The sequence below is a fragment of the Bradyrhizobium yuanmingense genome, assembly GCF_029167105.1.
Taxonomy (GTDB): domain Bacteria; phylum Pseudomonadota; class Alphaproteobacteria; order Rhizobiales; family Xanthobacteraceae; genus Bradyrhizobium; species Bradyrhizobium yuanmingense_A.
Map to the genome: position 1 here is coordinate 196,379 of NZ_JARFML010000002.1, position 21,936 is coordinate 218,314.

18 protein-coding genes are annotated in these 21,936 nt (G+C 64.7%); 13 read left to right on the plus strand and 5 right to left on the minus strand.

Annotated elements, in window-relative coordinates; all coding sequences use genetic code 11:
• Nucleotides 1-130: 130 nt before the first annotated feature.
• The gene (locus P0R31_RS03745; protein WP_275512913.1) at nucleotides 131-379 is read right to left on the minus strand and encodes a hypothetical protein; all 249 of its coding nucleotides are present in this window, start codon (nucleotides 377-379) and stop codon (nucleotides 131-133) included.
• A gap of 155 nt (nucleotides 380-534) precedes the next feature.
• On the opposite strand from P0R31_RS03745, the gene P0R31_RS03750 reads away from it, so the two are divergent.
• Nucleotides 535-789: a hypothetical protein gene (locus P0R31_RS03750; RefSeq protein ID WP_275512914.1), complete on the plus strand. Its 255-nt coding sequence runs from the start codon at nucleotides 535-537 to the stop codon at nucleotides 787-789.
• Between the two features lie 125 nt (nucleotides 790-914).
• On the opposite strand, the gene P0R31_RS03755 is transcribed toward P0R31_RS03750, so the two are convergent.
• Nucleotides 915-2,249, minus strand: a complete 1,335-nt coding sequence (locus P0R31_RS03755; RefSeq protein WP_275512915.1) for a S41 family peptidase — start codon at nucleotides 2,247-2,249, stop codon at nucleotides 915-917.
• Between the two features lie 301 nt (nucleotides 2,250-2,550).
• On the opposite strand from P0R31_RS03755, the gene P0R31_RS03760 reads away from it, so the two are divergent.
• The 7 genes from P0R31_RS03760 to P0R31_RS03790 all read left to right on the plus strand — a co-directional run bounded on the left by P0R31_RS03760 (nucleotide 2,551) and on the right by P0R31_RS03790 (nucleotide 8,976).
• Nucleotides 2,551-3,684, plus strand: coding sequence for an alpha-hydroxy acid oxidase (locus P0R31_RS03760; RefSeq protein ID WP_275512916.1), 1,134 nt, complete (start codon nucleotides 2,551-2,553; stop codon nucleotides 3,682-3,684).
• Nucleotides 3,685-3,711: 27 nt separating this feature from the next.
• The gene (locus P0R31_RS03765) at nucleotides 3,712-4,335 is read left to right on the plus strand and encodes an HAD family hydrolase (RefSeq protein ID WP_275512917.1); all 624 of its coding nucleotides are present in this window, start codon (nucleotides 3,712-3,714) and stop codon (nucleotides 4,333-4,335) included.
• A gap of 157 nt (nucleotides 4,336-4,492) precedes the next feature.
• Nucleotides 4,493-4,696, plus strand: a complete 204-nt coding sequence (locus tag P0R31_RS03770) for a hypothetical protein (RefSeq protein WP_275512918.1) — start codon at nucleotides 4,493-4,495, stop codon at nucleotides 4,694-4,696.
• Between the two features lie 218 nt (nucleotides 4,697-4,914).
• Nucleotides 4,915-6,123 (plus strand): molybdopterin molybdotransferase MoeA, encoded by a 1,209-nt coding sequence (locus tag P0R31_RS03775; protein ID WP_275512919.1) that lies wholly within the window; start codon nucleotides 4,915-4,917, stop codon nucleotides 6,121-6,123.
• A 176-nt stretch (nucleotides 6,124-6,299) separates the two neighbouring features.
• A complete protein-coding gene (gene lexA, locus P0R31_RS03780) occupies nucleotides 6,300-7,001 on the plus strand; it encodes a transcriptional repressor LexA (protein ID WP_275512920.1) in 702 nt (233 codons plus the stop codon).
• Between the two features lie 382 nt (nucleotides 7,002-7,383).
• Complete coding sequence (locus P0R31_RS03785; protein ID WP_275512921.1) at nucleotides 7,384-7,818, plus strand: hypothetical protein; 435 nt, start codon at nucleotides 7,384-7,386, stop codon at nucleotides 7,816-7,818.
• A 216-nt stretch (nucleotides 7,819-8,034) separates the two neighbouring features.
• The gene (locus P0R31_RS03790) at nucleotides 8,035-8,976 is read left to right on the plus strand and encodes a GAF domain-containing protein (RefSeq protein WP_275512922.1); all 942 of its coding nucleotides are present in this window, start codon (nucleotides 8,035-8,037) and stop codon (nucleotides 8,974-8,976) included.
• 6 nt (nucleotides 8,977-8,982) lie between these two features.
• Here P0R31_RS03790 and P0R31_RS03795 read toward each other — a convergent pair whose 3' ends face one another.
• The 3 genes from P0R31_RS03795 to P0R31_RS03805 all read right to left on the minus strand — a co-directional run bounded on the left by P0R31_RS03795 (nucleotide 8,983) and on the right by P0R31_RS03805 (nucleotide 13,468).
• Complete coding sequence (locus P0R31_RS03795) at nucleotides 8,983-11,262, minus strand: ComEC/Rec2 family competence protein (RefSeq protein ID WP_275512923.1); 2,280 nt, start codon at nucleotides 11,260-11,262, stop codon at nucleotides 8,983-8,985.
• A gap of 123 nt (nucleotides 11,263-11,385) precedes the next feature.
• Nucleotides 11,386-11,772 (minus strand): YybH family protein, encoded by a 387-nt coding sequence (locus P0R31_RS03800; protein ID WP_275512924.1) that lies wholly within the window; start codon nucleotides 11,770-11,772, stop codon nucleotides 11,386-11,388.
• Between the two features lie 19 nt (nucleotides 11,773-11,791).
• On the minus strand, nucleotides 11,792-13,468 hold the full coding sequence (locus tag P0R31_RS03805; RefSeq protein WP_275512925.1) for a glutamine--tRNA ligase/YqeY domain fusion protein: 1,677 nt from the start codon (nucleotides 13,466-13,468) through the stop codon (nucleotides 11,792-11,794).
• A 155-nt stretch (nucleotides 13,469-13,623) separates the two neighbouring features.
• On the opposite strand from P0R31_RS03805, the gene gltX reads away from it, so the two are divergent.
• From gltX to P0R31_RS03830, 5 genes are all read left to right on the plus strand, one after another.
• The gene (gene gltX, locus P0R31_RS03810) at nucleotides 13,624-15,051 is read left to right on the plus strand and encodes a glutamate--tRNA ligase (protein WP_275512926.1); all 1,428 of its coding nucleotides are present in this window, start codon (nucleotides 13,624-13,626) and stop codon (nucleotides 15,049-15,051) included.
• 144 nt (nucleotides 15,052-15,195) lie between these two features.
• Nucleotides 15,196-16,500, plus strand: coding sequence for a citrate synthase (gltA, locus tag P0R31_RS03815; RefSeq protein ID WP_275512927.1), 1,305 nt, complete (start codon nucleotides 15,196-15,198; stop codon nucleotides 16,498-16,500).
• A 153-nt stretch (nucleotides 16,501-16,653) separates the two neighbouring features.
• Complete coding sequence (locus P0R31_RS03820) at nucleotides 16,654-19,125, plus strand: CHAT domain-containing protein (protein ID WP_275512928.1); 2,472 nt, start codon at nucleotides 16,654-16,656, stop codon at nucleotides 19,123-19,125.
• Between the two features lie 27 nt (nucleotides 19,126-19,152).
• The gene (locus tag P0R31_RS03825) at nucleotides 19,153-20,514 is read left to right on the plus strand and encodes an esterase/lipase family protein (RefSeq protein WP_275512929.1); all 1,362 of its coding nucleotides are present in this window, start codon (nucleotides 19,153-19,155) and stop codon (nucleotides 20,512-20,514) included.
• A 210-nt stretch (nucleotides 20,515-20,724) separates the two neighbouring features.
• Complete coding sequence (locus P0R31_RS03830; protein ID WP_275512930.1) at nucleotides 20,725-21,903, plus strand: ROK family transcriptional regulator; 1,179 nt, start codon at nucleotides 20,725-20,727, stop codon at nucleotides 21,901-21,903.
• Nucleotides 21,904-21,936 lie beyond the last annotated feature (33 nt).

Consider the following 21,936-nt stretch of genomic DNA (forward strand, 5'->3'; position numbering starts at 1 on the left):
GACGACGCAACAGCAGCACAGCTTGCAGGGGCTGCGCGGGGTCGTTAACCGTCTCTTCAGTCAACTGCACGTTCTCCACCCTACGATCGGCATTTCGGGTCGCAACCTCGTCGCCGCTCGTTCGCCCACGCTAGGCTGCGTCGATGTTGCCGGCTTGACGGACATCAAACTCGATCGACGCACCAGCCAAATCTTTTTGTGATTCAATCGCGTAATGAATCGAGACGGATCTCGTCACCGAGCGGAACATCACCCGCCGACGACTGCCTGGCCCGCCCGGCGACGCGTCGAGGACATTGCGCAGGAGCGCCGAATTCGGGCGTCGGCTTGAGATTTTTTTTCCTGTAAGAAGCTCGCCGCTTCCCGTCGCCTGCGGCAACTCGGCGAGTCTTCGCGTCTAAGCACGCCGGCATGCACATCGGCACATTGATCTTGCTCAACCCTGACGATCACGCTTCGAGTTTGGTTACGGCTAGATCAAGCCACCGGGACTTGATTGGCACCAACTCGACAAGATCGAACAGGAGAAACCAAATGAGTCACCGTAAGCTGATCATCGCAGCCGCGATCATGTCCTTCGTCGCGCTGCCTGCGATGGCGCAGAAGAGCGCGACCGACGAGAAGAACGGCCACCACTATTCTGGCGGACCGAAGACCGAGGTCCCCCATCACATGGGCAAGAAGGAAAAAGACGGTGGATCGACCAGCGGATCCGGCGGCAGCCACCATTATGGCGGCGGGCCGAAGTCGGAAGTCCCGCACCACACCGGCGCGAAGAAGCCGCAATGAGCCTCGCGCGGTGATCGCGCCGCTTGCCGCGGCCGTGATCCCGCCCCGAAACGACGCTGCAAACGAAATCGCCCGGAAGCGGTCCTCCGCTCCCGGGCGAAACATGATCCGGAACGTCGTAAGATCTAGTTCGGCACTGCAGACTTCGTCGCTGGCTTGGCAGCGACGGCATTTGCCGTAACGCCGTGGAGGAAGTCGTAGGCTGCGTGCAGAGCCTTATCGTCCTTCTCTTCCGGCGGAACGTAGGACTGCGATCCGGTCTGCTCTGTGCCGTCGGCCGACAGATGCCCGCGCATCTGGGATTCCGCCATGGTGTCCATCCGCCCCTTCAGCTCGGGCGGCACGTCCTGGAGGATCTCGATGTCGGGCGCGATGCCCTGGGCCTGGATCGAGCGGCCCGACGGCGTGTAGTAGCGCGCCGTGGTCAGCGCCAGCGCGCCATTGCCGGAGCCGAGCGGAATGATGGTCTGCACCGAGCCCTTGCCGAACGATCGCGTGCCGATCAACGTAGCGCGCTTGTGGTCGTGCAGCGCACCGGCAACGATCTCCGAGGCCGAGGCCGAGCCGCCGTTGATCAGCACCACGATCGGCTTGCCTTTGGTGAGGTCGCCGCCATGGGCGGTAAAGCGCTGGGTTTCTTCCGGACTGCGGCCGCGGGTCGAAACGACCTCGCCGCGCTGCAGGAAGGCGCTCGACACCGACACGGCCTGGTCGAGCAGGCCGCCCGGATTGTTGCGCAGATCAACCACGTAGCCGGCGAGCTTCTCCGGCGGGACCTGCTTGGAGACCGAGGCGATCGCCTTCTTCAGGCCGTCGGTGGTCTGCTCGTTGAACGAGGTGATGCGGATATAGCCGATGTCGCCGTTCTCGACGCGGAAGCGCACCGGACGCACATGGATGATCTCGCGCGTGATCGCAACTTCGAGCGGCGCATCCGCGCCCTTGCGGATGATGGTCAGCTTGGTCTTGGTGTCGACCGGTCCCTTCATCTTGTTGACCGCCTGCTCGAGCGTCATGCCCTGCACGGCCTCGCCGTCGATCTTGCCGATGAGGTCGCCGGACATGATGCCGGCCTTCGAGGCCGGCGTGTCGTCGATCGGCGAGACGACCTTGACGAGGCCATCCTCCATGGTGACCTCGATGCCGAGCCCGCCGAACTCGCCGGAGGTGGTCTCCTGCATCTCGGTCCAGGACTTGGCGTTCATGTAGCGCGAATGGGGGTCGAGCGAGGTCACCATGCCGGTGATCGCGCCCTCGATCAGCTTGGCATTGTCCGGCTTCTCGACATAGCTGGCCTTGACCCGCTCGAACACCGCGCCGAACAGATTGAGCTGGGCATAGGCATCATTCGCGTTCACTGCCGCCCGCGCCGCCCATACGCCGCCCTGCGGGCTGGCTATCAGAAGGGTCAGGCACGCTCCCGTGAGCGCGCCCAGGGGGAACAGCAGGGTTTTACGCATGAAGGTGCCTTTTGCTTGGCGTTTCTCTTGAGGCCGGGAGACGCCATGCAAATGGCGATCCAGTCCATCTCTCACAATACCATTCCGGTTTCTTCAAGGCCGGGATGCCACGCTGGCGGGTACACCGAAGAAATCCCTTCGCCTTGGCCTAAACTTTTGGCAACGTTTCGAAACTGTTTCGAAGCAACACGACACCGGTCGGGCCGCCCACGCTTCGCAGCTATGCGATTTTAGGATGGTTTTGGAGGGCCGGACGCGATAGGCGATGGCGACAAGACTTCAAATTCTCGGGAGGACAACAATGAATGAAGCGCCCCGCATCCGGCCGGAACGGAACGTCGAGCTCGGCGCCAGCGACGAGCCGTTCCAGAACCTGCACGAGTTCATCCGGAAGGCGCGCGCCAACCTCAACCAGAATGCCTGGGACTACATCGTCGGCGCCGCCGAGACCGAGACCACGATGCGGCGCAACCGCATGGCGCTCGACGAGATCGCCTTCCGCCCGCGCGTGCTGCGCGATGTGCGCAGGATCGATGGCAGCGTCGAGCAGTTCGGCCGCAGGCTGCGCCTGCCGGTGGTGCTGGCTCCCGTCGGCGCACTCGAGATCTTCGATCCGGATGGCGCGGCGAGCGTCGCGCGCGCTGCAGGCAGGTTCGGCGCGGCGCACATGCTGAGCTCGGTGTCCGAGCCCGGCCTCGAGACGACCGCCGAGGCTGCCCCCGATGCACTGCGTCTCTATCAGCTCTATGTCCGCGGCGACGATGCCTTCGTCGCCGATGTCGTCAGCCGGGCCGAGAAGAACGCCTATGCCGCCTTCTGCCTGACCGTCGACACCGCCCATTACAGCCGTCGTGAACGTGACATCGCCAAGCGCTACGTTCGCGAGAGCCGCCTGCGCGCCACCGGCGGCGATTTCCAGAAGGGCCTGGAGTGGCGGACCGTGAAGATGATCAAGGACACGTTCAAAATTCCGCTGATCCTCAAGGGTATCGCCACGGCCGAGGACGCGCAGATCGCGCTCGATCACGGCGTCGAGTGGATCTACGTCTCCAACCATGGCGGACGTCAGCTCGACCACGGCCGCGGCGCCATGCACGTGCTGCCGGAGATCGTCGACGCCGTAAAGGGCCGCGCCAAGATCATGGTCGACGGCGGCTTCTGCCGCGGCACCGACATCGTCAAGGCGATCGCGGCGGGCGCCGACCTCGTCGGCATCGGCCGGCTGCAATGCTGGGCGCTGGCGGCAGCCGGCGAGGCCGGCGTCGCGCGGATGCTGGAGTTGCTTGAAGACGAGGTGCTGCGCTGCCTCGGCCTTCTGGGCGCCACCTCATTCGCCGAGATCGACAAATCCTGCCTGCATCCGGCGACCGCCACCAACGCACCCAGCGTGTTCAGCGCGTTCCCGCTGTTCGATCACGAGCCCTATCGTTACTGACGCGCCTACTGAAGTGAAAAGGACGCAATGACATCGCTCTCTCCCGGCAGCGCGGATGCGCTGCTGTTCGACCTCGGGCGCGTTGTGCTCGACATCGACTTTTCCAAGGCGATCGCCTGCTGGGCGGGACATGCCGGCTGCCAGCCCGAGGCCATCATCGCGCGCTATGTGCGTGACGAGGCCTACCGGTTGCACGAGATGGGCAAGATCAGCGATGCGGAGTATTTCGCCTCACTGCGGTCCTCGCTCGGGATCGGCATCTCGGATGCGCAATTCCTGGAAGGCTGGAACGCGATCTTCGCCGGCGAGATGCCTGATATCGCCGAGCTGCTGCCGCGCGCGGCGAAGCAGATGCCGCTCTACGCCTTCTCCAACACCAATCGGCCGCACGTCGACTATTTCTCGAAGGAATATGCCGGTCTGCTCGGCCATTTCCGCGAGCTCTATCTGTCCTCCAGCATCGGCCTGCGCAAGCCGGATGCCGAGGCCTTCGACCATGTTGTCGCGGCCATCGGCGTGCCGGCCGAGCGCATCGTATTCTTCGATGACCTCGCCGAGAACATCGAGGGAGCACGGGCGCGCGGCTTGACCGCCGTGCATGTCACCTCGCCGCTCGATGTCGGGAACGCATTGAAAGCACTGGGTATCTGAGCCGCGGAAAGCCCGGAGCGCGCTCACTTCCCGGAACAAAACTCGCTGAAAATGTGGAACCCGCTCACTTTGTGCATTTTTATACAGAGTTCCGGGAACGGAATACCACCTTTCGGACTCATGAGTCCGTTGGGACTTCTACATTGGACTGATCGACGTGCTGGGCAAGACCTATCTCACCAAGCAGGCTTCGCTCCTGCTCGAATTCGCCAGAACCACCTCGGATTCTGACCTCTCCGCCAAGCTGATCAGCAAGGCCGCCGACCTGAAATCCCAGGCCGATCCGCTGCCCGACAAGGATCAGGGGCCCAAGCCGCCCGACGTCGCGGACATCGGCCCGGGCGATCCGACGGGGCGTTGAACGATGCTGGCCGTGGCGCTCGTCATTCTCGTCCTTGCCATGGCAATCCTCGTTCCGGTCTGTCTCGCCTTCCGCATCATGCCGCGGCGGAGTTGAGCCGACCTCCTCCACCCCGGGATCACGCAGGATAAATCATCCCGCGTGCTGCTTTGCCTCACGCCTGCACTCGGCTAGAACTCTCGCCGCCCATGACTGATGTGCTCAGCAGGAGTTCGCCCGTGGCCCTGATGCCGGTTTCTGACGCGCTTGCCGCGGTGCTGGCCGGCGCCGAGCCGCTGGCTGAACAGACGGTTTGCCTCGACGAGGCCTACCATCGTGTGCTCTCCCGCGATGTCGCGGCACGGCGCACGCAGCCGCCGGAGGCGATGTCGGCGATGGACGGCTATGCCGTGCGCACGGCCGACGCGGCAAACGACTCGAGGTTGACCGTCGTCGGCGAGGTCGCGGCGGGTCGGCCGTTCGCGGGAAGCGTCGGCCCCGGCGAAGCCGTGCGGATCTTCACCGGCGGCGTCGTTCCCGACGGCGCCGATGCCGTCGTGATCCAGGAGGACACGGCTGCCGACGGCAAACATGTCACGATCAAGGAAGCCGCCATTTTCGGCCGCCACATCCGCCCTGCAGGCGTCGACTTCCGCGAAGGCGACGTGCTGCTGCGCAAGGGAATCCGCCTCACCGAGCGCGATCTCGCCCTCGCCGCCGGAATGAATCATCCGCATCTCGCCGTGATCCGCCGCCCGAAGGTCGCGATTCTCGCCAGCGGCGACGAGCTCGTGATGCCGGGCACCACGCCCGGTCGCGGCCAGATCGTCTATTCCAACGGCTATGCCCTGCATGCGCTCGCCCGCAGCGAGGGCGCCGAGACCATCGACCTTGGAATTGCCGCCGATACGCTGGAGGCGACGTCCGCCGGCATCCGCCGCGCGCGCGAGAGCGGCGCCGACATCCTGATCACGACCGGCGGTGCCTCGGTCGGCGACCACGACCTGGTCCAGCAGGCGCTCAAGGGGGAAGGCATCGCGATGGCGTTCTGGAAGATCGCGATCCGGCCGGGCAAGCCGATGATGCACGGTCGACTAGGCGCGATGCGCGTGATCGGCCTACCCGGCAATCCCGTGTCGTCCTACGTGTGCGCCTTCCTGTTCATGGTGCCCTTGATTCGCGCCCTGTCGGGCCGTTCAGCGATTCATCATCAGCGCGAGCACGCCGTGCTGGGCCGCGACCTCGCCGCCAACGACCAGCGCGAGGACTATCTGCGTGCGCGGCTGGAGGTGCGCGACGACGGCACGCGCGTCGCCCTTCCCGTCAGCCACCAGGACTCCTCCCTGCTTGCGAATCTCGCTGCGGCACAGGTACTTCTGGTGCGCGCACCGTTCGCGCCGAAGGCCGAGGCCGGCACGCCTTGCGAGGTGCTCCGGCTGCCCGTCTGAGCGGCCCAGCCACACGCATTCCGCGAGTTTGGCCGCATTCACCATAAATTAAGCAGTTGCGGAACACATATCGAACATATAGTGTCCGTTCATGATTTGTTTCGAGGATGTAGCGGCTTATTGCCGACTTCATCGTCTCGGAATCGAACGACATCAACCGGGGGACTTTGGTCGAGATGTTGACGCGCAAACAATACGAGCTTCTGCGGTTCATCAGCGAACGTCTGAAGGAAAGCGGCGTACCGCCGTCCTTCGACGAGATGAAGGATGCGCTCGACCTGCGCTCGAAGTCAGGCATCCATCGCCTGATCACTGCGCTCGAGGAGCGGGGCTTTATTCGCCGCCTGCCCAACCGTGCCCGTGCCATCGAGGTGATCAAGCTGCCCGAGCTCCAGGCCGCCGCCGGCAATCGCCGTGGCTTCACCCCGAGCGTGATCGAGGGCAATCTCGGCAAGGTGCGCGCGAGCTCCAGCCCGTCCGCGGACGAGGGCGAGCGCCCGGTCGCGGTGCCCGTGATGGGCCGCATCGCCGCCGGCACGCCGATCGAGGCGCTGCAGACCCGCAGCCACACGATCAGCGTGCCGCCGGACATGCTCGGCTCGGGCGAGCATTACGCGCTCGAAGTGCGCGGCGATTCGATGGTCGAGGCCGGCATCCTCGACGGCGACATGGCGCTGATCCAGCGCAACGAGACCGCCAATACCGGCGACATCGTGGTGGCATTGATCGACGACGAGGAGGCCACGCTCAAGCGCTTCCGCCGCCGCGGCGCCTCGATCGCGCTCGAGCCCGCCAATGCCGCCTACGAGGTCCGCATTCTTCCGCCGAACCGCGTGAAGATCCAGGGCAAGCTGATCGGGCTTTACCGAAAGTACTGATACGGGAAGCATCAAGCGTCGCGCGCGCTTCGATCGGCATCGGCGATCCAGGATCGGAACGGATACTTGTCCGCTCCGGCTGGACGTTTTCTTGGTCCTGCGCCGGCTGTCCGGTCCATCTTCCCGCGAAATTCGCCCGCGCAGGCGCGCAGCCATTTCTGCTTCGCCGGTAGAGTTGTGCCGGCAGCGCTGATAGCTCCGGCCGAATGCAAGGACGCGAGGTTTGTTCCTATCGAATCCGGGAAAGATAATGTGATCGCGCGCTGCGGATGCGAGCCGCAGATTTGCCCATAACCGAGCAGAGCGTTGCAGGCTTCCACTCTGATAGAGGCCTGCGCCTCGAAAGAGACGCGGGTCGCTATCCCAGCATGAGGAGCACCCGATGTGTGACTACAGCTTGCATGCCGTCGCGACGCGCCCCGCCGAAGTCGGCGAGACGATCGTCACGACAACCTTCCGCGGCACCTCGACGCGCGGCTTCGCTTCCGAAGCCGATCCCTCCGTCGCGGTCTGTCTGCTGCCGGGGACGGAGCTCGCTTTCGCCGACAACGTCCGCTACGACAACCGCTGGATCTGGACGCGCACCGTGAACTCTCGCGTCGGCAAGTTCGGCAAGATCGACCCGCACATTCCCGATCGCCATCATGACGCGATCGAATTCCCCGACGGCAAATACGTGCTGGTGACGCAGCTCGTCGAAGGCCAGCGCGCGACCGTGCTGCAATTGCCGGTGACGCAGCCAGCCCCCGAGCGCGAGCACAAGCTGCAGATCGTCGCCGACACGCGGCCCACCATCACGCGCCTGCCGATCGGCTGACGCCCTTCGGCCGAAAGGCCGAGCCCGGGATTGAAATGGCCGGCGCCGGCCGAGGCCGGCGAGCCCGGTGGGTTTGTGTTTCAGGACATTTGATCGGCGAGCCCGCCGCCGCGCCTTGTCGCCGCACGAAGTTTGGGCCGTCCTGCCTGAATTTGAACGTCCGCTCCGCAGCCAAATGACCGATGCTGCAGTGGTTTGAGGCGGCGGACAGGCTCGATGAAGACCTTCATTCGCGTCGTTGAACTCTGGGTACCCGACCGGACGCGCATGCGGCTGGAATTCGGCGGCGGCCTCTACGACGAAGGGCTGTCCGCGTTCAAGGCCGTCAGCGAAGAGCTGCACTTCGGATATGACGAGGGACTTCCAGGCAAGGCCTGGGCCTGTGGTCACCCCGTCATCCTCACGAAATTCGCCAACTCCTATTTCAAGCGGACCGACCAGGCCGCTGCGGCCGGCCTCACCTGCGGCGTGGCGGTGCCGGTGTTCGCGGGCGAATTTTTGCAAGCCGTGCTGGTGCTGTTCTGCGGCGACGACGAGGCGCACGTCGGCGCGATCGAACTCTGGCACAACGATCCTGATCTCTCGCACGAGATGGGGCTCGTCGATGGCTATTACGGCACGGCGGACATGTTCGAATTCAACTCCCGCCACACCAGATTTCCGCGCGGCTTCGGCCTGCCCGGACGCACCTGGAAGGCGGGCCTGCCGCTGATCATCAAGGACCTGCACGACGCCAGGAGCTTCCTGCGCTGGGAGGACGCCGCCAAGGTCGGGATCAATCTCGGCGTCGGCGTGCCCTACCGAACCGGCACCGACCAGACCTGGGTTCTGACATTCCTCTCCGCACAGGCAACGCCGATTGCGCGACGCTTCGAGATCTGGGTCCCGAATGAGGACCGTTCGGCGCTGGCCTTTCGCGCCGGCGATTGCAGCGCGCAGACCGACCTCGCTGCACGCTATACGGCGCAGTCCATCGCCAGGGGCGAAGGCAGCATCGGCGGCGCCTGGGCCGCCGGCATGCCCGCGCTCAACGATGATCTCACCCGTGACGGCTCGATCGCCGGCTCCGAAGCCTGCGCAGCCGGGCTGAGCCGAATGGTGGCCCTGCCGGTCATCGGCAACGGAAGGCTTGACGCCGTGCTGGCCTGGTATTTGTGATCCGCGTCAATCGTCGGCCTGCAGGTCGGTTTCCGATGGCGTTGCATCCCGGTAGCGGGGCACGGCCGCCTTCGGCACGAGGCTGCCATCGAAATCCCCCTCGCCGGCGCCGGCCGGCAGCCAGGGACGGCTTGCCCCTCTCGCCCTCACCGCCTGCACCGAAAAACCCTCTCCGCTTCGCGTCAGAGCCAGTGCGCCCTGACTGGCAAGACGGGCCCGATCGACCACCATCGCCGCGCAATCGGACGGCGCGGGCCGCGCCGTCACCACCAGCGCGGCGCGGCTGCAATCATCGGCCAGCGCGTCGATGCGCGTCGCCAACGCGATCAGTCGTCCGTCCGCGAGCGGCGCCACGCAGCCGGACTCGTCGCACGACACCCCGCTCGCCAACGAGGCGTTGCCGGCATCGCGCGGATCGGCATCGGCAGCCAACCACTCCTTCAGCAGGAAGCTGTCCTTGCCGGCGCGGATCACCTGCAAGCGCCCATCCCCGCCCCGGACCGCGACGCTGGCGCCATCCCCGGCAATCAGGATATCGGGCTGCCGCACCGACAGTCCCCAGAGGATCGCTGCCAGCAGCACCAGGGCGCCGGACCAGCGCAAGGGCGTGCGCAACAGCCCCATCACGATGAGCCCGAGGCTCGCCGCGATCAGCGGCGCGATCCCGAAGGCGGGAATGCGGCCGACCGCTCCCGGCAGAGCAGCCACCCAGCGCGCGACCAGCACCATCCACTCGATGCCGATCCCCATCAACCACCAGAACACGCTGTCGAGCCCGAAGGGTGCTGCCAGCAGTCCGAGCAGCCCGGCCGGCATCACCAGCGCCGAGACCACCGGCATGGCGCCGAGATTGGCGAGCACGCCGTAGGGCGTCACGCGATGGAAGTGGAAGGCGGCGTAGGGCGTGGTCGCGAGCCCTGCGATCAGCGAGGCCAAAAACAGCATCGCGATCTCGCGGCCGCCCCACAACGCGATCCGCGCCGTCGCGGAATGATCGGGCGCGGCGAGCAGGTTCGGCATACCGATCTGCACCAGCGCCACCAGCCCGAGCGTTGCCGCAAACGACATCTGGAAGCTCGGATGCACCAACGCTTCGGGCGCGACCGCGAGCACGATCAGCGCCGCCACCGCCAGCGTGCGGAAGGTGATGGCGCGGCGGTCGACCATCACGGCGATCAGTACCACCGCCGTCATGAAGAAAGATCTTTGCGTCGCGACCTCCGCGCCCGACAGCAGAAGATAGAACGCCGCCGCGACCAGCGCCGCCGCCGCCGACCATTTCTTGATGGCAGAGCCGGCCGCCAGCCCCGGGATCAGGGCCAGCAGCGCGCGCACCGCGAAGAAGACGACGCCAGCGACGACCGCCATGTGATAGCCGGAGATGGACAGCACATGACCGAGTCCCGAGACGAACATGGCATCGTTGACGGGCGCGGTGATCGCATCGCGCCGCCCCGTGAGCAGCGCGGTCGCAACCGCGCGGTTGTCGCCTTCGAGCGTTGCGCGGATGCGCGCATCGATCGCGTCGCGCAGGCCCTGCATGAAGGCGGCATAGCGCAGCCGCAGGCCGCCGGCATCCGGCGGTGTGGACGCCGTGATCGCGCCCATCACGAAGCCGGAGGCGCCGATGCCCTGGAAGAACATGTCGCGCGAGAAATCGTAGCTGCCGGGGCGCACCGGCGAGATCGGCGGCATCAGCCGCGCCTTCAATTGCACGAAGCTGCCGACCTCCGGTGCCGTGCCCTTGCGCACCGAGAGGCGGACGCGCTCGAGCTTGACGTCGCTGCGCTGCGCCTCCATCGCGCTGACGCGCAGCACGAAGCGATCGGTGCGCTCGCGGATGTCGCGCGCTTCCACGAAGCCCGACAGCGACACCGAATAGAGCGGTTTTGCCAAAACGGTGTGCGCGATACGCGCGGTCTTCCAGGTCGCCACGGCAAAACCAGCAGCGACCGCCGCGAGCATGATGGCGGGCGCAAACAGCCGGCTCCGCCGGAGCAGCACCGCGCCGAGCATCAGCGCGATGGCCGTGGCGGCAACCACCCACAGCACCGGCTCATGATCGGCGGCGAAGTAAAGCGCAATGCCGCCGCCAAACGCTACCGGCACCCATGGCAACAGCCGGCCAGGCCCGGCCTCGGCCCGCGCCCATTGGCGCAGCGTGTCGACGATCGCCGGCCAGATGCCAAAGCCTGCCGGCACAAAGCCGCCGGCCGGGGCGGCGCGGCCGACCGGCCACGTCCCGGCAACTCCCTGGGACCGTCCTGGCCGGCCCGGCTCCGCCATTCCCCTGCACCTTACGATACGCGACGGCTGCGGAGGCTACCGGACCGTGCGGCGGCGCGAATAGCGGTACGGATCGGGAACAGGCGACGAGCGCCCTACTTTTCCTCTTTCATCACGCCCTGGCTAGATCAGCGGCGCCTGCGACGAGGCGTGGTGATTGACGATCTTCCAGTCGCCGTCCTCGCGGATGATGACCCAGCTCATCTTCACCACGAGATCGTCCCGCTCGCCGGCGAGGTCGAACGAGATGGTCGCGGCCATGTTGATCAGATCAGGACCTGCCTGCGCTGCGCTCACGTCGGAGAAGGTCGCGCTCGGTCTCCCCCAGCGCGGCAGGCCGTTGAAATAGTCGGCGACGCCATCCCGGCCGCGATAGAGCTTCGGATTGGAGCCGAAGAAGAACGCGTTCTTCGCATAGAGCGACGACAGCGTGGCCGCATCGAGCGTCGCGAAGCCGGCGCACCATTTCGCGATGATGGCGGAAACGATGGCGTCGGCGTCGCTGCTCATGCCCTTACCTCAGCCCTTTTCAACCCTTGGCGACTTCCTTCGCGAACGTGTCGCGCAGGCCGATCGTGCGGGAGAACACCGGCTTGTCCGGCGTCGAGTCCTTGTCGCACACGAAATAACCCTGGCGCTCGAACTGCATGGGCTCGGTCGCATTGCTGTCCGCAACGGACGCCTCGACCCGCGCCTCAGTGAGGATCTCGAGCGAGTTCGGATTGAGGTCGGCCGCGAAGTTCGAAGCGTCCGGGCTCGGATTGGCGAACAGCTGGTTGTAGATGCGGATCTCCGCCGGCTTGGATGCCGCCGCCGGCAGCCAGTGCATGGTCGCCTTGACCTTGCGGCCGTCGGGCGCATTGCCGCCCTTGGTCGCGGGATCATAGGTGCAGCGCAGCTCCACCACCTCGCCCTTGTCGTTCTTGATCACGCCGGTGCATTTGACGAAATAGGCGTAGCGCAGCCGCACCTCGTTGCCAGGCGACAGGCGAAAGAACTTCTTCGGCGGGTTCTCCATGAAGTCGTCCTGCTCGATATAGAGCTCGCGGCCGAACGTGATCTTCCGCGTGCCGGCCGAGGGATCGTCGGGATGATTGATCGCCTCGAGCTCCTCGGTCTGCCCTTCCGGATAATTCTCGATCACCACCTTGAGCGGCTTCAAGACCGCCATGCGCCGCTGCGCCGTGCGGTTCAGTTCCTCGCGGATGCAGAACTCCAGCATGCCGACATCGACGACGCTGTTGGCCTTGGCGACGCCGATGCGCTTGACGAACTCGCGCAATGCGGCCGGCGGCACGCCGCGGCGGCGCATGCCCGCCATGGTCGGCATGCGCGGATCGTCCCAGCCCGCGACATGGCCGTCGCGGACGAGCTGGGTCAGCACGCGCTTGGACAGCAGCGTGTAGGTCAAATTGAGCCGCGCGAATTCGTACTGATGCGGCTGCGAGGGCACCGGCAGCTTCTCGATGAACCAGTCGTAGAGCGGCCGGTGATCCTCGAACTCCAGCGTGCAGATCGAATGCGTGATGCCTTCGATGGCATCCGACTGGCCGTGGGCATAGTCGTAGCTCGGATAGATGCACCATGCGTTGCCGGTGCGCGGATGGTGCGCATGCAGGATGCGGTACAGCACGGGATCGCGCAGGTTGATGTTGCCCGCGGCCATGTCGATCTTGGCCCGCAGCACGCGCGCGCCGTTGGGGAATTCGCCCGCCTTCATGCGGCGGAACAGGTCGAGATTCTCCTCCACGCTGCGGTCGCGGAACGGCGAATTCTTGCCGGGCTCGGTCAGCGTGCCGCGCGTGAGGCGGATCTCTTCCTGGGTCTGGTCGTCGACATAAGCGAGGCCGTCCCGGATCAGCTTCTCCGCCCATTCGTACAGACGGTCGAAATAATCCGAGGCGAAGAACAGGTTCTTGCCCCAGTCGAAGCCGAGCCAGCGCACATCGGCCTGGATGGAATCGATATATTCCTGCTCTTCCTTGACCGGATTGGTGTCGTCGAAGCGCAGGTGGCAGCGGCCCGGAAACTCCTGGGCGACGCCGAAGTTGAGTGCGATCGACTTGGCGTGGCCGATGTGCAGATAGCCGTTCGGCTCCGGCGGGAACCGGGTCACGATCTCCTTGTATTTGCCCTGATCGAGGTCGGCCTGGATGATGTCACGAATGAAATCGCGCCCAACCTCAGCTGCCACCGGTTCTGTCATTACGAAAATCCTGTAGGGAAATCAGCGGTCCTTCTGCCAAATTCGCGTGGCCGCGCCAAGAGCATAAGCAAGGCCTGCCGGGTCCGCCGTCGCCCTTTAGTTATGTCCCGTTCCTGCTATACACCACCGCCTCCAATGCATAGGCCCTGCCAAGAATGTCCGATTCCGTCGTCACGCGCTTCGCTCCCTCGCCGACCGGCTTCCTCCATATCGGGGGCGCCCGCACGGCGCTATTCAACTGGCTCTATGCCAAGAAGCACGGCGGCAAGATGCTGCTGCGGATCGAGGACACCGACCGGGAACGCTCCACGGAGGCGGCGATCGGCGCCATCCTCGACGGGCTGAAGTGGCTCGAGCTCGGCTGGGACGGCGAGGTGATCTACCAGTTCGCCCGCGCCGCCCGGCACCGTGAGGTCGCCGAGCAGCTGCTGGCCGACGGCAAGGCCTATCGCTGCTACGCCACCGCCGAGGAGCTTGCCGCCATGCGCGAGAAGGCGCGCAGCGAGGGGCGCACCCGCCTCTATGACGGCATGTGGCGCGACCGCGACCCGGCGACGGCTCCGAGCGAGGTCAAGCCCACCATTCGCCTGCGCGCGCCGCAGACCGGCGAGACCGTGATCGAGGACCAGGTCCAGGGCCGCGTGGTCTGGCAGAACGAGAACCTCGACGATCTCGTCCTGCTGCGCGGCGACGGCAACCCGACCTACATGCTCGCCGTGGTGGTCGACGACCACGACATGGGCGTCACCCATGTAATCCGCGGCGACGATCACCTGATCAACGCCGCCCGCCAGAAGCAGATCTACGATGCGATGGGCTGGGCGCTGCCCAGCATGTCCCATATCCCGCTGATCCACGGCCCGGACGGCTCGAAACTGTCCAAGCGGCATGGCGCACTCGGCGTCGATGCCTATCGCGCCATGGGGTACCTGCCAGCTGCGCTGCGCAACTACCTCGTTCGGCTCGGCTGGAGCCACGGCGACCAGGAGATCTTCTCGACCGAGGAGATGATCGGCGCGTTCGATCTCGCCAGCGTCGGTCGCGCCGCCGCCCGCTTCGATTTCGCCAAGCTGGAAAACCTCAACGGCCACTACATCCGTCACACCGACGATCAATCGCTCGTGAGGATGTTCGAGGACGTGCTGGACCACATCGTGCCGAGCCGCGACGAGATCAAGGCCAAGTTAAACGACACCACGCGCGCGCAGCTGCTCAAGGCCATGCCGGCCCTGAAGGAGCGCGCCAAGACGTTGATCGAGCTGATCGACGGCGCCCATTTCATCTTCGCCGACCGGCCGCTGGCGCCGGATCCCAAGGCGCAGGCGCTGTTGACGCCCGAGAACCGCAAGCTGATCGGCCAGCTTCATTCCGCGCTGGAGAAAGTCGAGACGTGGAGCGGCACCACCACGGAAGCGGCGCTGCGCGCCTTTGCCGAGGAAAATAGTCTCAAGCTCGGCGCAGTCGCCCAGCCGCTTCGGGCGGCGCTCACCGGACGGACGACGTCCCCTGGTATATTTGAGGTTTTGGACGTGCTGGGGCGACAGGAAAGCCTCGGCCGGCTCATGGATCAGTCTACGACGTAAGTCGACCATGCGTGCGGCGATCTTGCAGCGCACATAGCAATAATATACCCATCTCCCCCACATTCTGGAACATCCGGCCTGCCCCCATGATCGCCCTGGGGGTCTCCGGCTCCGGCCCGTTTCACCACACATCGGGGACCTCTGATGGACGCAAAAGACAGCCCAAAGACCGCGACGCTGACGGTCGGAAACAAGAATTTCGATCTCCCGATCCTCAGCGGCAGCGTCGGGCCTGACGTCATCGATATCGGCAAGCTCTACGGCCAGTCCGGCCTGTTCACCTACGATCCGGGCTTCACCTCGACCGCGAGCTGCCAGTCCAAGATCACCTATATCGACGGCGACGCGGGCGTGCTGGAATACCGCGGCTACCCGATCGAGCAGCTCGCCGAGCACGGCGACTTCCTGGAGACCTGCTACCTCCTGCTCTACGGCAATCTGCCGACCGCCGCGCAGAAGAAGGATTTCGACTACCGCGTGACCCATCACACGATGGTGCACGAGCAGATGGCCCGCTTCTTCCAGGGCTTCCGCCGCGACGCCCATCCGATGGCGATCATGGTTGCGGCCGTCGGCGCCCTCGCCGCGTTCTATCACGATAGCACCGACATCAACGATCCGAAGCAGCGCATGATCGCCTCCATGCGCATGATCGCGAAGATCCCGACGCTGGCCGCGATGGCCTACAAATACACCGTCGGCCAGCCCTTCGTGTATCCGAAGAACTCGCTCGGCTTTGCCGAGAACTTCCTGAACATGTGCTTCGCGGTGCCTTGCGAAGACTACAAGGTCAGCCCGGTGCTCGCCGACGCGCTGGAGAAGATCTTCATCCTGCACGCCGACCACGAGCAGAACGCCTCGACCTCGACGGTGCGCATCGCCGGTTCCTCGGGCGCCAACCCGTTCGCCTGCATCGCGGCCGGCATCGCCTGCCTCTGGGGCCCGGCCCATGGCGGCGCCAACGAAGCCGCGCTGAACATGCTCTATCAGATCGGCACGGTCGACAAGATCCCCGAGTTCATCGCCAAGGTGAAGGACAAGAATTCCGAAGTCCGCCTGATGGGCTTCGGCCACCGGGTCTACAAGAACTACGATCCGCGCGCCAAGATCATGCAGAAGATGTGTCATGCCGTGCTCAAGGAGACCGGCCATGGCGACGATCCGATGCTGAAGGTGGCGATGGAGCTCGAGAAGATCGCGCTCAGCGACCAGTACTTCATCGACCGCAAGCTCTACCCGAACGTCGATTTCTATTCGGGCATCACGCTGAAGGCGATGGGCTTCCCGGTCTCGATGTTCACCGTGCTGTTCGCGGTCGCCCGCACCGTCGGCTGGATCAGCCAGTGGAGCGAGATGATCGAGGATCCCCAGCAGAAGATCGGCCGCCCGCGCCAGCTCTACACCGGCGTCGCCAAGCGCGATTATGTGCCGATCGGCGATCGCAAGTAAGTCCGGACTTTATCGTCCTGCGAAACGGCGTCACCCCACGGGTGACGCTGTTTTCATTTTGCGTGCCGTCCGGATGGCCGGCATGATTTCCTTTCAATCTACGCGAGTTTTCTGGCATGCTGCATCCGTGGTCGCGAAGCCCGGAGACCGGTCATGTCCGCGAAGACTGTAGCGTCCCCACGAGCGAAGGCCGACCGCCGGAAAGCCAAAAGGCCCGCCGCCAAGGCGCGAGCGCGGCGGCGCCGCACGACGGATGCGACGACCAACGACACCGGCCAGGATTTACCGCCCGTGCCCGTCGAAGAGCAGTCCGGCGAGTACGTGGTGCGAATCCGCTATGGAGGCCGCAAGGGCCTGGACGAGCTCATCATTCCGATTGACGATCGGGCATTCTACCCCTCTGTCCAGCGCTGGCGCTACGTGATCGCCAATCGGAGACGGATCGTCCGTTCGACACGCGACGATCTCAGCCGGGAGCTTCAGCAGCTGATAAAGGATCACGCTCACAATGTCGACGAAGACCAGATCCTCTCGCGGATCAAGGATATGGCGGCTGCCAAACTTGTCGAAGTCGGAATCCCTTACAGTGCGGAGGAAGTCGGGTGGTCGGCAAGACTGTTCCCCTGGGAGAGCGCGCTGTGGTTGGCCACCGCCCCCTATCGCAGCGAGCCAAGCGAATTTGCGGTCGTCCGCCATCTGGTAGTTGGATCGCCATATCATCACCAGCTGGCACCCTTGACGGCGCTCGCGGTCGACAGCGGACCCGGAAAACTGCGCGCGCTCTACGAATTCGCGCGAGAGATCGAGATGGTCAGCAGCGCGCTGAAAGAGGTCCGGACCGAAATCATCCGGGATCCAGACCGTCAAGGCCTTCGCGCGAGGATCGAAGCGCTTTCCCCTTCGATCGTGCATCTCGTGGGCGTAGACCCGATGTCTCTGGTCGAGCAAAAGCTCATCGACCAGGCGACCAACGAAGAGGACGGCTTTGTTCTCCGCGCAAGCTCGCAGGGAAGCTCCCAAGGAAGCACTCAAGCCTACGACGCCGTCGGTTCAGTCGACCTGGCCTCGATCGTCACAGCCGGCGCGCAGAAACCCCTGCTGGTGGCAATCAGCAGTTGCTACAGCGCGCAGCGCCTTGCTCCTCTTGCCACCGGGCAAGGCGCCAGGCACGCAATCGGTTTCGTCGACACCATCACCGATGCCGACGCCATGCTGTTCTTCAGCGTCTTCTATCGGACCTTGACGCAGGATTGGAACATCAAGGACGCTTTCCTTCGTGCCCGGCAACAGTGGATGTCCCAGCCCGGCGGCGACAACGAACAGCGCTCGGGAGTAGCACTCTGGAGCCAAGTTTCGCTCCTCGACAGCTCTCAGGCTGGAACGATCGCGGCCCGCTCCGCGCAGTCGAGAAGAGCCGCGAAGCACGGCGCAACCTACAAGGATCTCAGGCTGGACATCACTTTGGTCCAGGACAAATCCGTTCCCGGTCGGATGCGTAAGACCTCGAGCGCGAGTTTGAACTACTCGCTGCTTCACAACGACCGCTCGCCGTTCAGTATCTTCACGGTCCACAAAACCAAGGCAGGTCCCCTCGATCTGCTTCAAGTCGAAGTGGTGCTGGAAGTCGGTACGGAATCATGCCGCTGCCGCTTCTCGGAGGAACTGCCGGAGGAAGACGCCACACTCAATCTTCTCGACAAGATCCGGCTCCCTCTCGTCGCGGGCATGCTGCGGCAGACCAGCGAAAGCTTGAGGAGCAACCTCTATATCAAGGTCCAATGCGGCGACCGGATCTTGCGCGAGTCCAGCGAGCGCGTGACTGTGCTTCCGGCAGACGAGTGGCGGGACGACGGCGAGGATCATCGCTGGCTGCCCAGCTTCGTTCTGCCCCGAGACCCGACGGTGTTGAAGGTCGTCGCCTGTGCCCAGCGTTATCTGCAAACATTGCTCGATGATTGCTCTGCAGGCTTCGACGGCTACCAGCAAGTGGTTGAGGACGATTCCAATGCTCCCAACGTGGTCGATCCTCAGGTTCAGGCGATCTGGGCGGCCCTTCAGCACGATCTGCCCGTCAGCTACATCAACCCGCCGCCGTCCTACACGAGCCAGTCGCAGCGGCTTCGAACGCCGACGGAGATATTCAAGGGCAATGCAGCCACCTGCATCGATCTTGCGCTTCTGTTCGCATCGTGCCTGGAGTTCGTGGGCATCTATTCGTCGGTGTTCCTGATTACGGGACACGCGTTTCCGGCCTACTGGAGAAGCAACAAGGCCTGGTGGCGCATGAAAAGCTTTCGATTCGACCAGAGCGAACAGCAGATGCCCGGGCAGATCGGCCGTAGTCAGGACGGCTTCACGACGGGGCAGTCGGCCAATACCAAAGGCCAGACCGAGAGCTGGATGTTCACCGGCACTGACAATCTCGCCGAGCTCCTGAGCTACGTTCAGAAAGGCGAGCTCGTACCGTTCGAGAGTACCTTCGTGACCGCGCGGAAGGGCTTCTTCCAGGCCCTGGAACGGGGCGCGAGCAATCTGCATCCGCACAGCTTCGATGCAATGATCGACATTCAATCCGCCCGCGGCGAAAGCGTCACCCCACTTCCCCTGCTGGACCGGCTTGGCTAGCGCCTCGCGACAAAACACGGAGCCCGCATGACCACGCTCCTTTCTTTCGACGATTGGCTCGCGTCGATGCCGGAAATTGAAGGCGTCCGGCCGCTCGATCGGCTCACGGACGGCATGCGGCCGCAATCCTACCGGCCGACCTATCGGCGCCAGCGCCCGCCGACGGATCCGACGGACCGGCTGCCGGATCAGCAGATCATTTCACTCGTGCGCGACGGCGGGATCCTGAGATGGCGCCTCGGCGCCGCCATTCCGATGATGTCCAGTCGCGCCGGATCGCGCGCCGCGCTCCCGACGGGACAGATCGTAAAGCAGTACGCCTTTGAGACTCTCGACACGTCGCAGGTCTATGATGCGCTCCTCAAGCTCGACAGGACGCTGACTCCAGATGCGTCTTATGCGGCCAAACCGTCGACGGGCCTCAGGCGGTTGGTGCAGGGCCAACTCCAGCCGCTCACACTGGCCGACCTCGCCGATGTTGCGGGAAAGCGCGTATTGCTGTTGATCCACGGGACGTTCAGCGGATCTGCGGCTCTCATCAAGAACGGACTGGCGAAAGTTCCCGAGGGGCAACAGCTGCTGACGAGAGCGGAGGCGAAATACGACCTGGTGATCGCCTACGACCACCCCACCCTCAGCGTGAGCCCGGTGATGAATGCTTTCGATCTGGCCGCATTGTTGCGACCTGCGCCGAAGGAGCTCGACATCGTCTGCCACAGCCGCGGCGGACTGGTGGCCCGGTGGCTGTGCGAAGGATTTTGCGAGCCCGCACTGAAGCGCCGGGCGATCTTCGTCGGCTCGCCCCTGGGCGGCACCAGCCTGGCGGCTGCCCCACGTCTCCGCAGCACGCTCGATCTCTTGACAAACATCGCAGACGTCCTGCGGGCGGGCGCGGATCTCGCCGCCGCCAACCCCTTCTTCCTTGCGGCGAGCGGATTGCTGCGGGTGTTCAGCACCGTCACCAATCTCGCCGCTAATACACCGATATTCGATGCCGCCTTGGCTCTCGTTCCCGGGCTCGATGCGCAATCACGCACCGGAAACAATGAGGAGATTCGACGTCTGCGCATGAATACCGGGAGCGGCGAGTTTGGCGCCCAGCCCATCCAGTACTTCGCGATCAAATCGAATTTCGAGCCGACGGAGATCGGTTGGAATTTCCTCAGGATATTCTCCAAGCCGATGCAGCGTCTCGGCGACCTCGGCGCCGACATCATCTTCGAGTCCGAAAACGACCTGGTCGTCGATACTTCGTCGATGTCCGAAGTCGCGGACGGGCGCCAGGTGACGATCGTCCATGATTTCGGCACGAACCCCCACGTGCACCACACCAACTATTTTGCCCAGAAGGAGACGGCCGCGGCGATCGCGAAGACGTTCACGATCTGAGGTGCGTGACGAGATCACATCATTGCGCGCTCATCCTCATCGATTGCTGACGTCGCTTCGCCGCGCCCTCTAAATGAGCCGCCGGTGGTGGTACGCCATCGGCCGGTTTGCTGCCACGCACAACAACAAGTCCGTGCTCACGGCGGCAAGCGCCTTGACAGCCGAAATGCTCCGCGCGCATTCTTACTCTAAGTAAGAATGACGACAGGGATGGAAATGCCGGAGCAGCCGAGAAGTCGGCGGCAGACGCGCGCTGCCATTTTGACTCATCTGCTTCAGTCGGGCGGCTCGTTTCGTCCGCCACTGGCGAAGGCCGTGCGTCTATCGGAGGCGAGCCTGTCGCGCATCCTGCTCGACCTGAAGGCCGAGGGCCTGATCGAGGAAGTGCGGCGCCCTGCCCCCTACGTCGGCGGCCCGACCGGTCTCGTGTCGCTCGACGGCGCGGTGGCGCTGGCAGCCTTCGAGCTGACGACGCAGCGGCTCAGCGTCGGGGTCGGCGGCCTGTCGGGTGAGCTGCACTACACCGAGCGTGTGCCGCTCCCGAAGACGCCGAATGTGGAGACCGTCGGCCGGGCATTTCGCGAAGCGATGGCGTTGTTGCGCGACTGGACGCGGCGCCGCCGGATCACCCTCTCGCAGATCGGCGTCTCGATTCCCGGCCTCGGCCGTCTCAGCATATCGGCCAATCCGATCATTCCCTGCGACGTCGCTCGCATCAGCGACATGTTCGGCGAGATGTTCGCGGGCGTGCCGCTCGAATTCACCAATTCGGTCGTCGCGCATGCCACCTTTCACCGCTGCCGCACGGAAAACTACCCGTTCAACGACACGCATCTGTTCGTGCTCGTCAGCCACGGCGTCGCCGGCGCCTGGATGGATGATCCGGCCGAGGCCGATGCTCTGCAGCCGATCGAGCTCGGCCACATGGTGTTCGGGCCTGACGGACCGCGCTGCCGCTGCGGACATCACGGCTGCGTCGAGGCCTATACGTCGATTCCCGCGCTGGCCGCGCTTCTCGGCGTTTCCGAGACCGAGCTGCTCCAGCTCGGCAACGAATGGGTCAACACGGTCCCGATCTCAGCGCGCGTGCGGCAGGATTTGCGCCGGCGGCTGTTCCGGCTCGGCCTTGCGATCGGCAATACGCTCAACGTCAAGCCGTGCGGCGGCGTTGCGATCAGCGGCTGGCCGTCGCTTCTCGCTGAGGAGGATCGGAAAGCGCTGGTCGATGGCATCGACGCCTGCCTGCTGGGCGGACGCGAGCTGGCGCAGGTCTCCCTCGCCTTCGTGCCGCCGTCGACGGGCAACGATCCGCAGGCTGCGCTCGCCTTCGCCGCCTTTTGTCTCGCCAGCCGTGGCGGCATGCCCGCGGCATCGACGGAGGCGGCCTGACATGCGCTGAGCCCAAACGGCCCGCAAGGGCGA

Coding starts and splice junctions, on each gene's coding strand:
- P0R31_RS03750 (WP_275512914.1), top strand. CDS start 535: ATGAGTCACCGTAAGCTGATCATCGCAGCCGCGATCATGTCCTTCGTC.
- P0R31_RS03755 (WP_275512915.1), bottom strand. CDS start 2,249: ATGCGTAAAACCCTGCTGTTCCCCCTGGGCGCGCTCACGGGAGCGTGC.
- P0R31_RS03760 (WP_275512916.1), top strand. CDS start 2,551: ATGAATGAAGCGCCCCGCATCCGGCCGGAACGGAACGTCGAGCTCGGC.
- P0R31_RS03765 (WP_275512917.1), top strand. CDS start 3,712: ATGACATCGCTCTCTCCCGGCAGCGCGGATGCGCTGCTGTTCGACCTC.
- lexA (WP_275512920.1), top strand. CDS start 6,300: ATGTTGACGCGCAAACAATACGAGCTTCTGCGGTTCATCAGCGAACGT.
- P0R31_RS03785 (WP_275512921.1), top strand. CDS start 7,384: ATGTGTGACTACAGCTTGCATGCCGTCGCGACGCGCCCCGCCGAAGTC.
- P0R31_RS03790 (WP_275512922.1), top strand. CDS start 8,035: ATGAAGACCTTCATTCGCGTCGTTGAACTCTGGGTACCCGACCGGACG.
- P0R31_RS03795 (WP_275512923.1), bottom strand. CDS start 11,262: ATGGCGGAGCCGGGCCGGCCAGGACGGTCCCAGGGAGTTGCCGGGACG.
- P0R31_RS03800 (WP_275512924.1), bottom strand. CDS start 11,772: ATGAGCAGCGACGCCGACGCCATCGTTTCCGCCATCATCGCGAAATGG.
- P0R31_RS03805 (WP_275512925.1), bottom strand. CDS start 13,468: ATGACAGAACCGGTGGCAGCTGAGGTTGGGCGCGATTTCATTCGTGAC.
- gltX (WP_275512926.1), top strand. CDS start 13,624: ATGTCCGATTCCGTCGTCACGCGCTTCGCTCCCTCGCCGACCGGCTTC.
- gltA (WP_275512927.1), top strand. CDS start 15,196: ATGGACGCAAAAGACAGCCCAAAGACCGCGACGCTGACGGTCGGAAAC.
- P0R31_RS03820 (WP_275512928.1), top strand. CDS start 16,654: ATGTCCGCGAAGACTGTAGCGTCCCCACGAGCGAAGGCCGACCGCCGG.
- P0R31_RS03825 (WP_275512929.1), top strand. CDS start 19,153: ATGACCACGCTCCTTTCTTTCGACGATTGGCTCGCGTCGATGCCGGAA.
- P0R31_RS03830 (WP_275512930.1), top strand. CDS start 20,725: ATGGAAATGCCGGAGCAGCCGAGAAGTCGGCGGCAGACGCGCGCTGCC.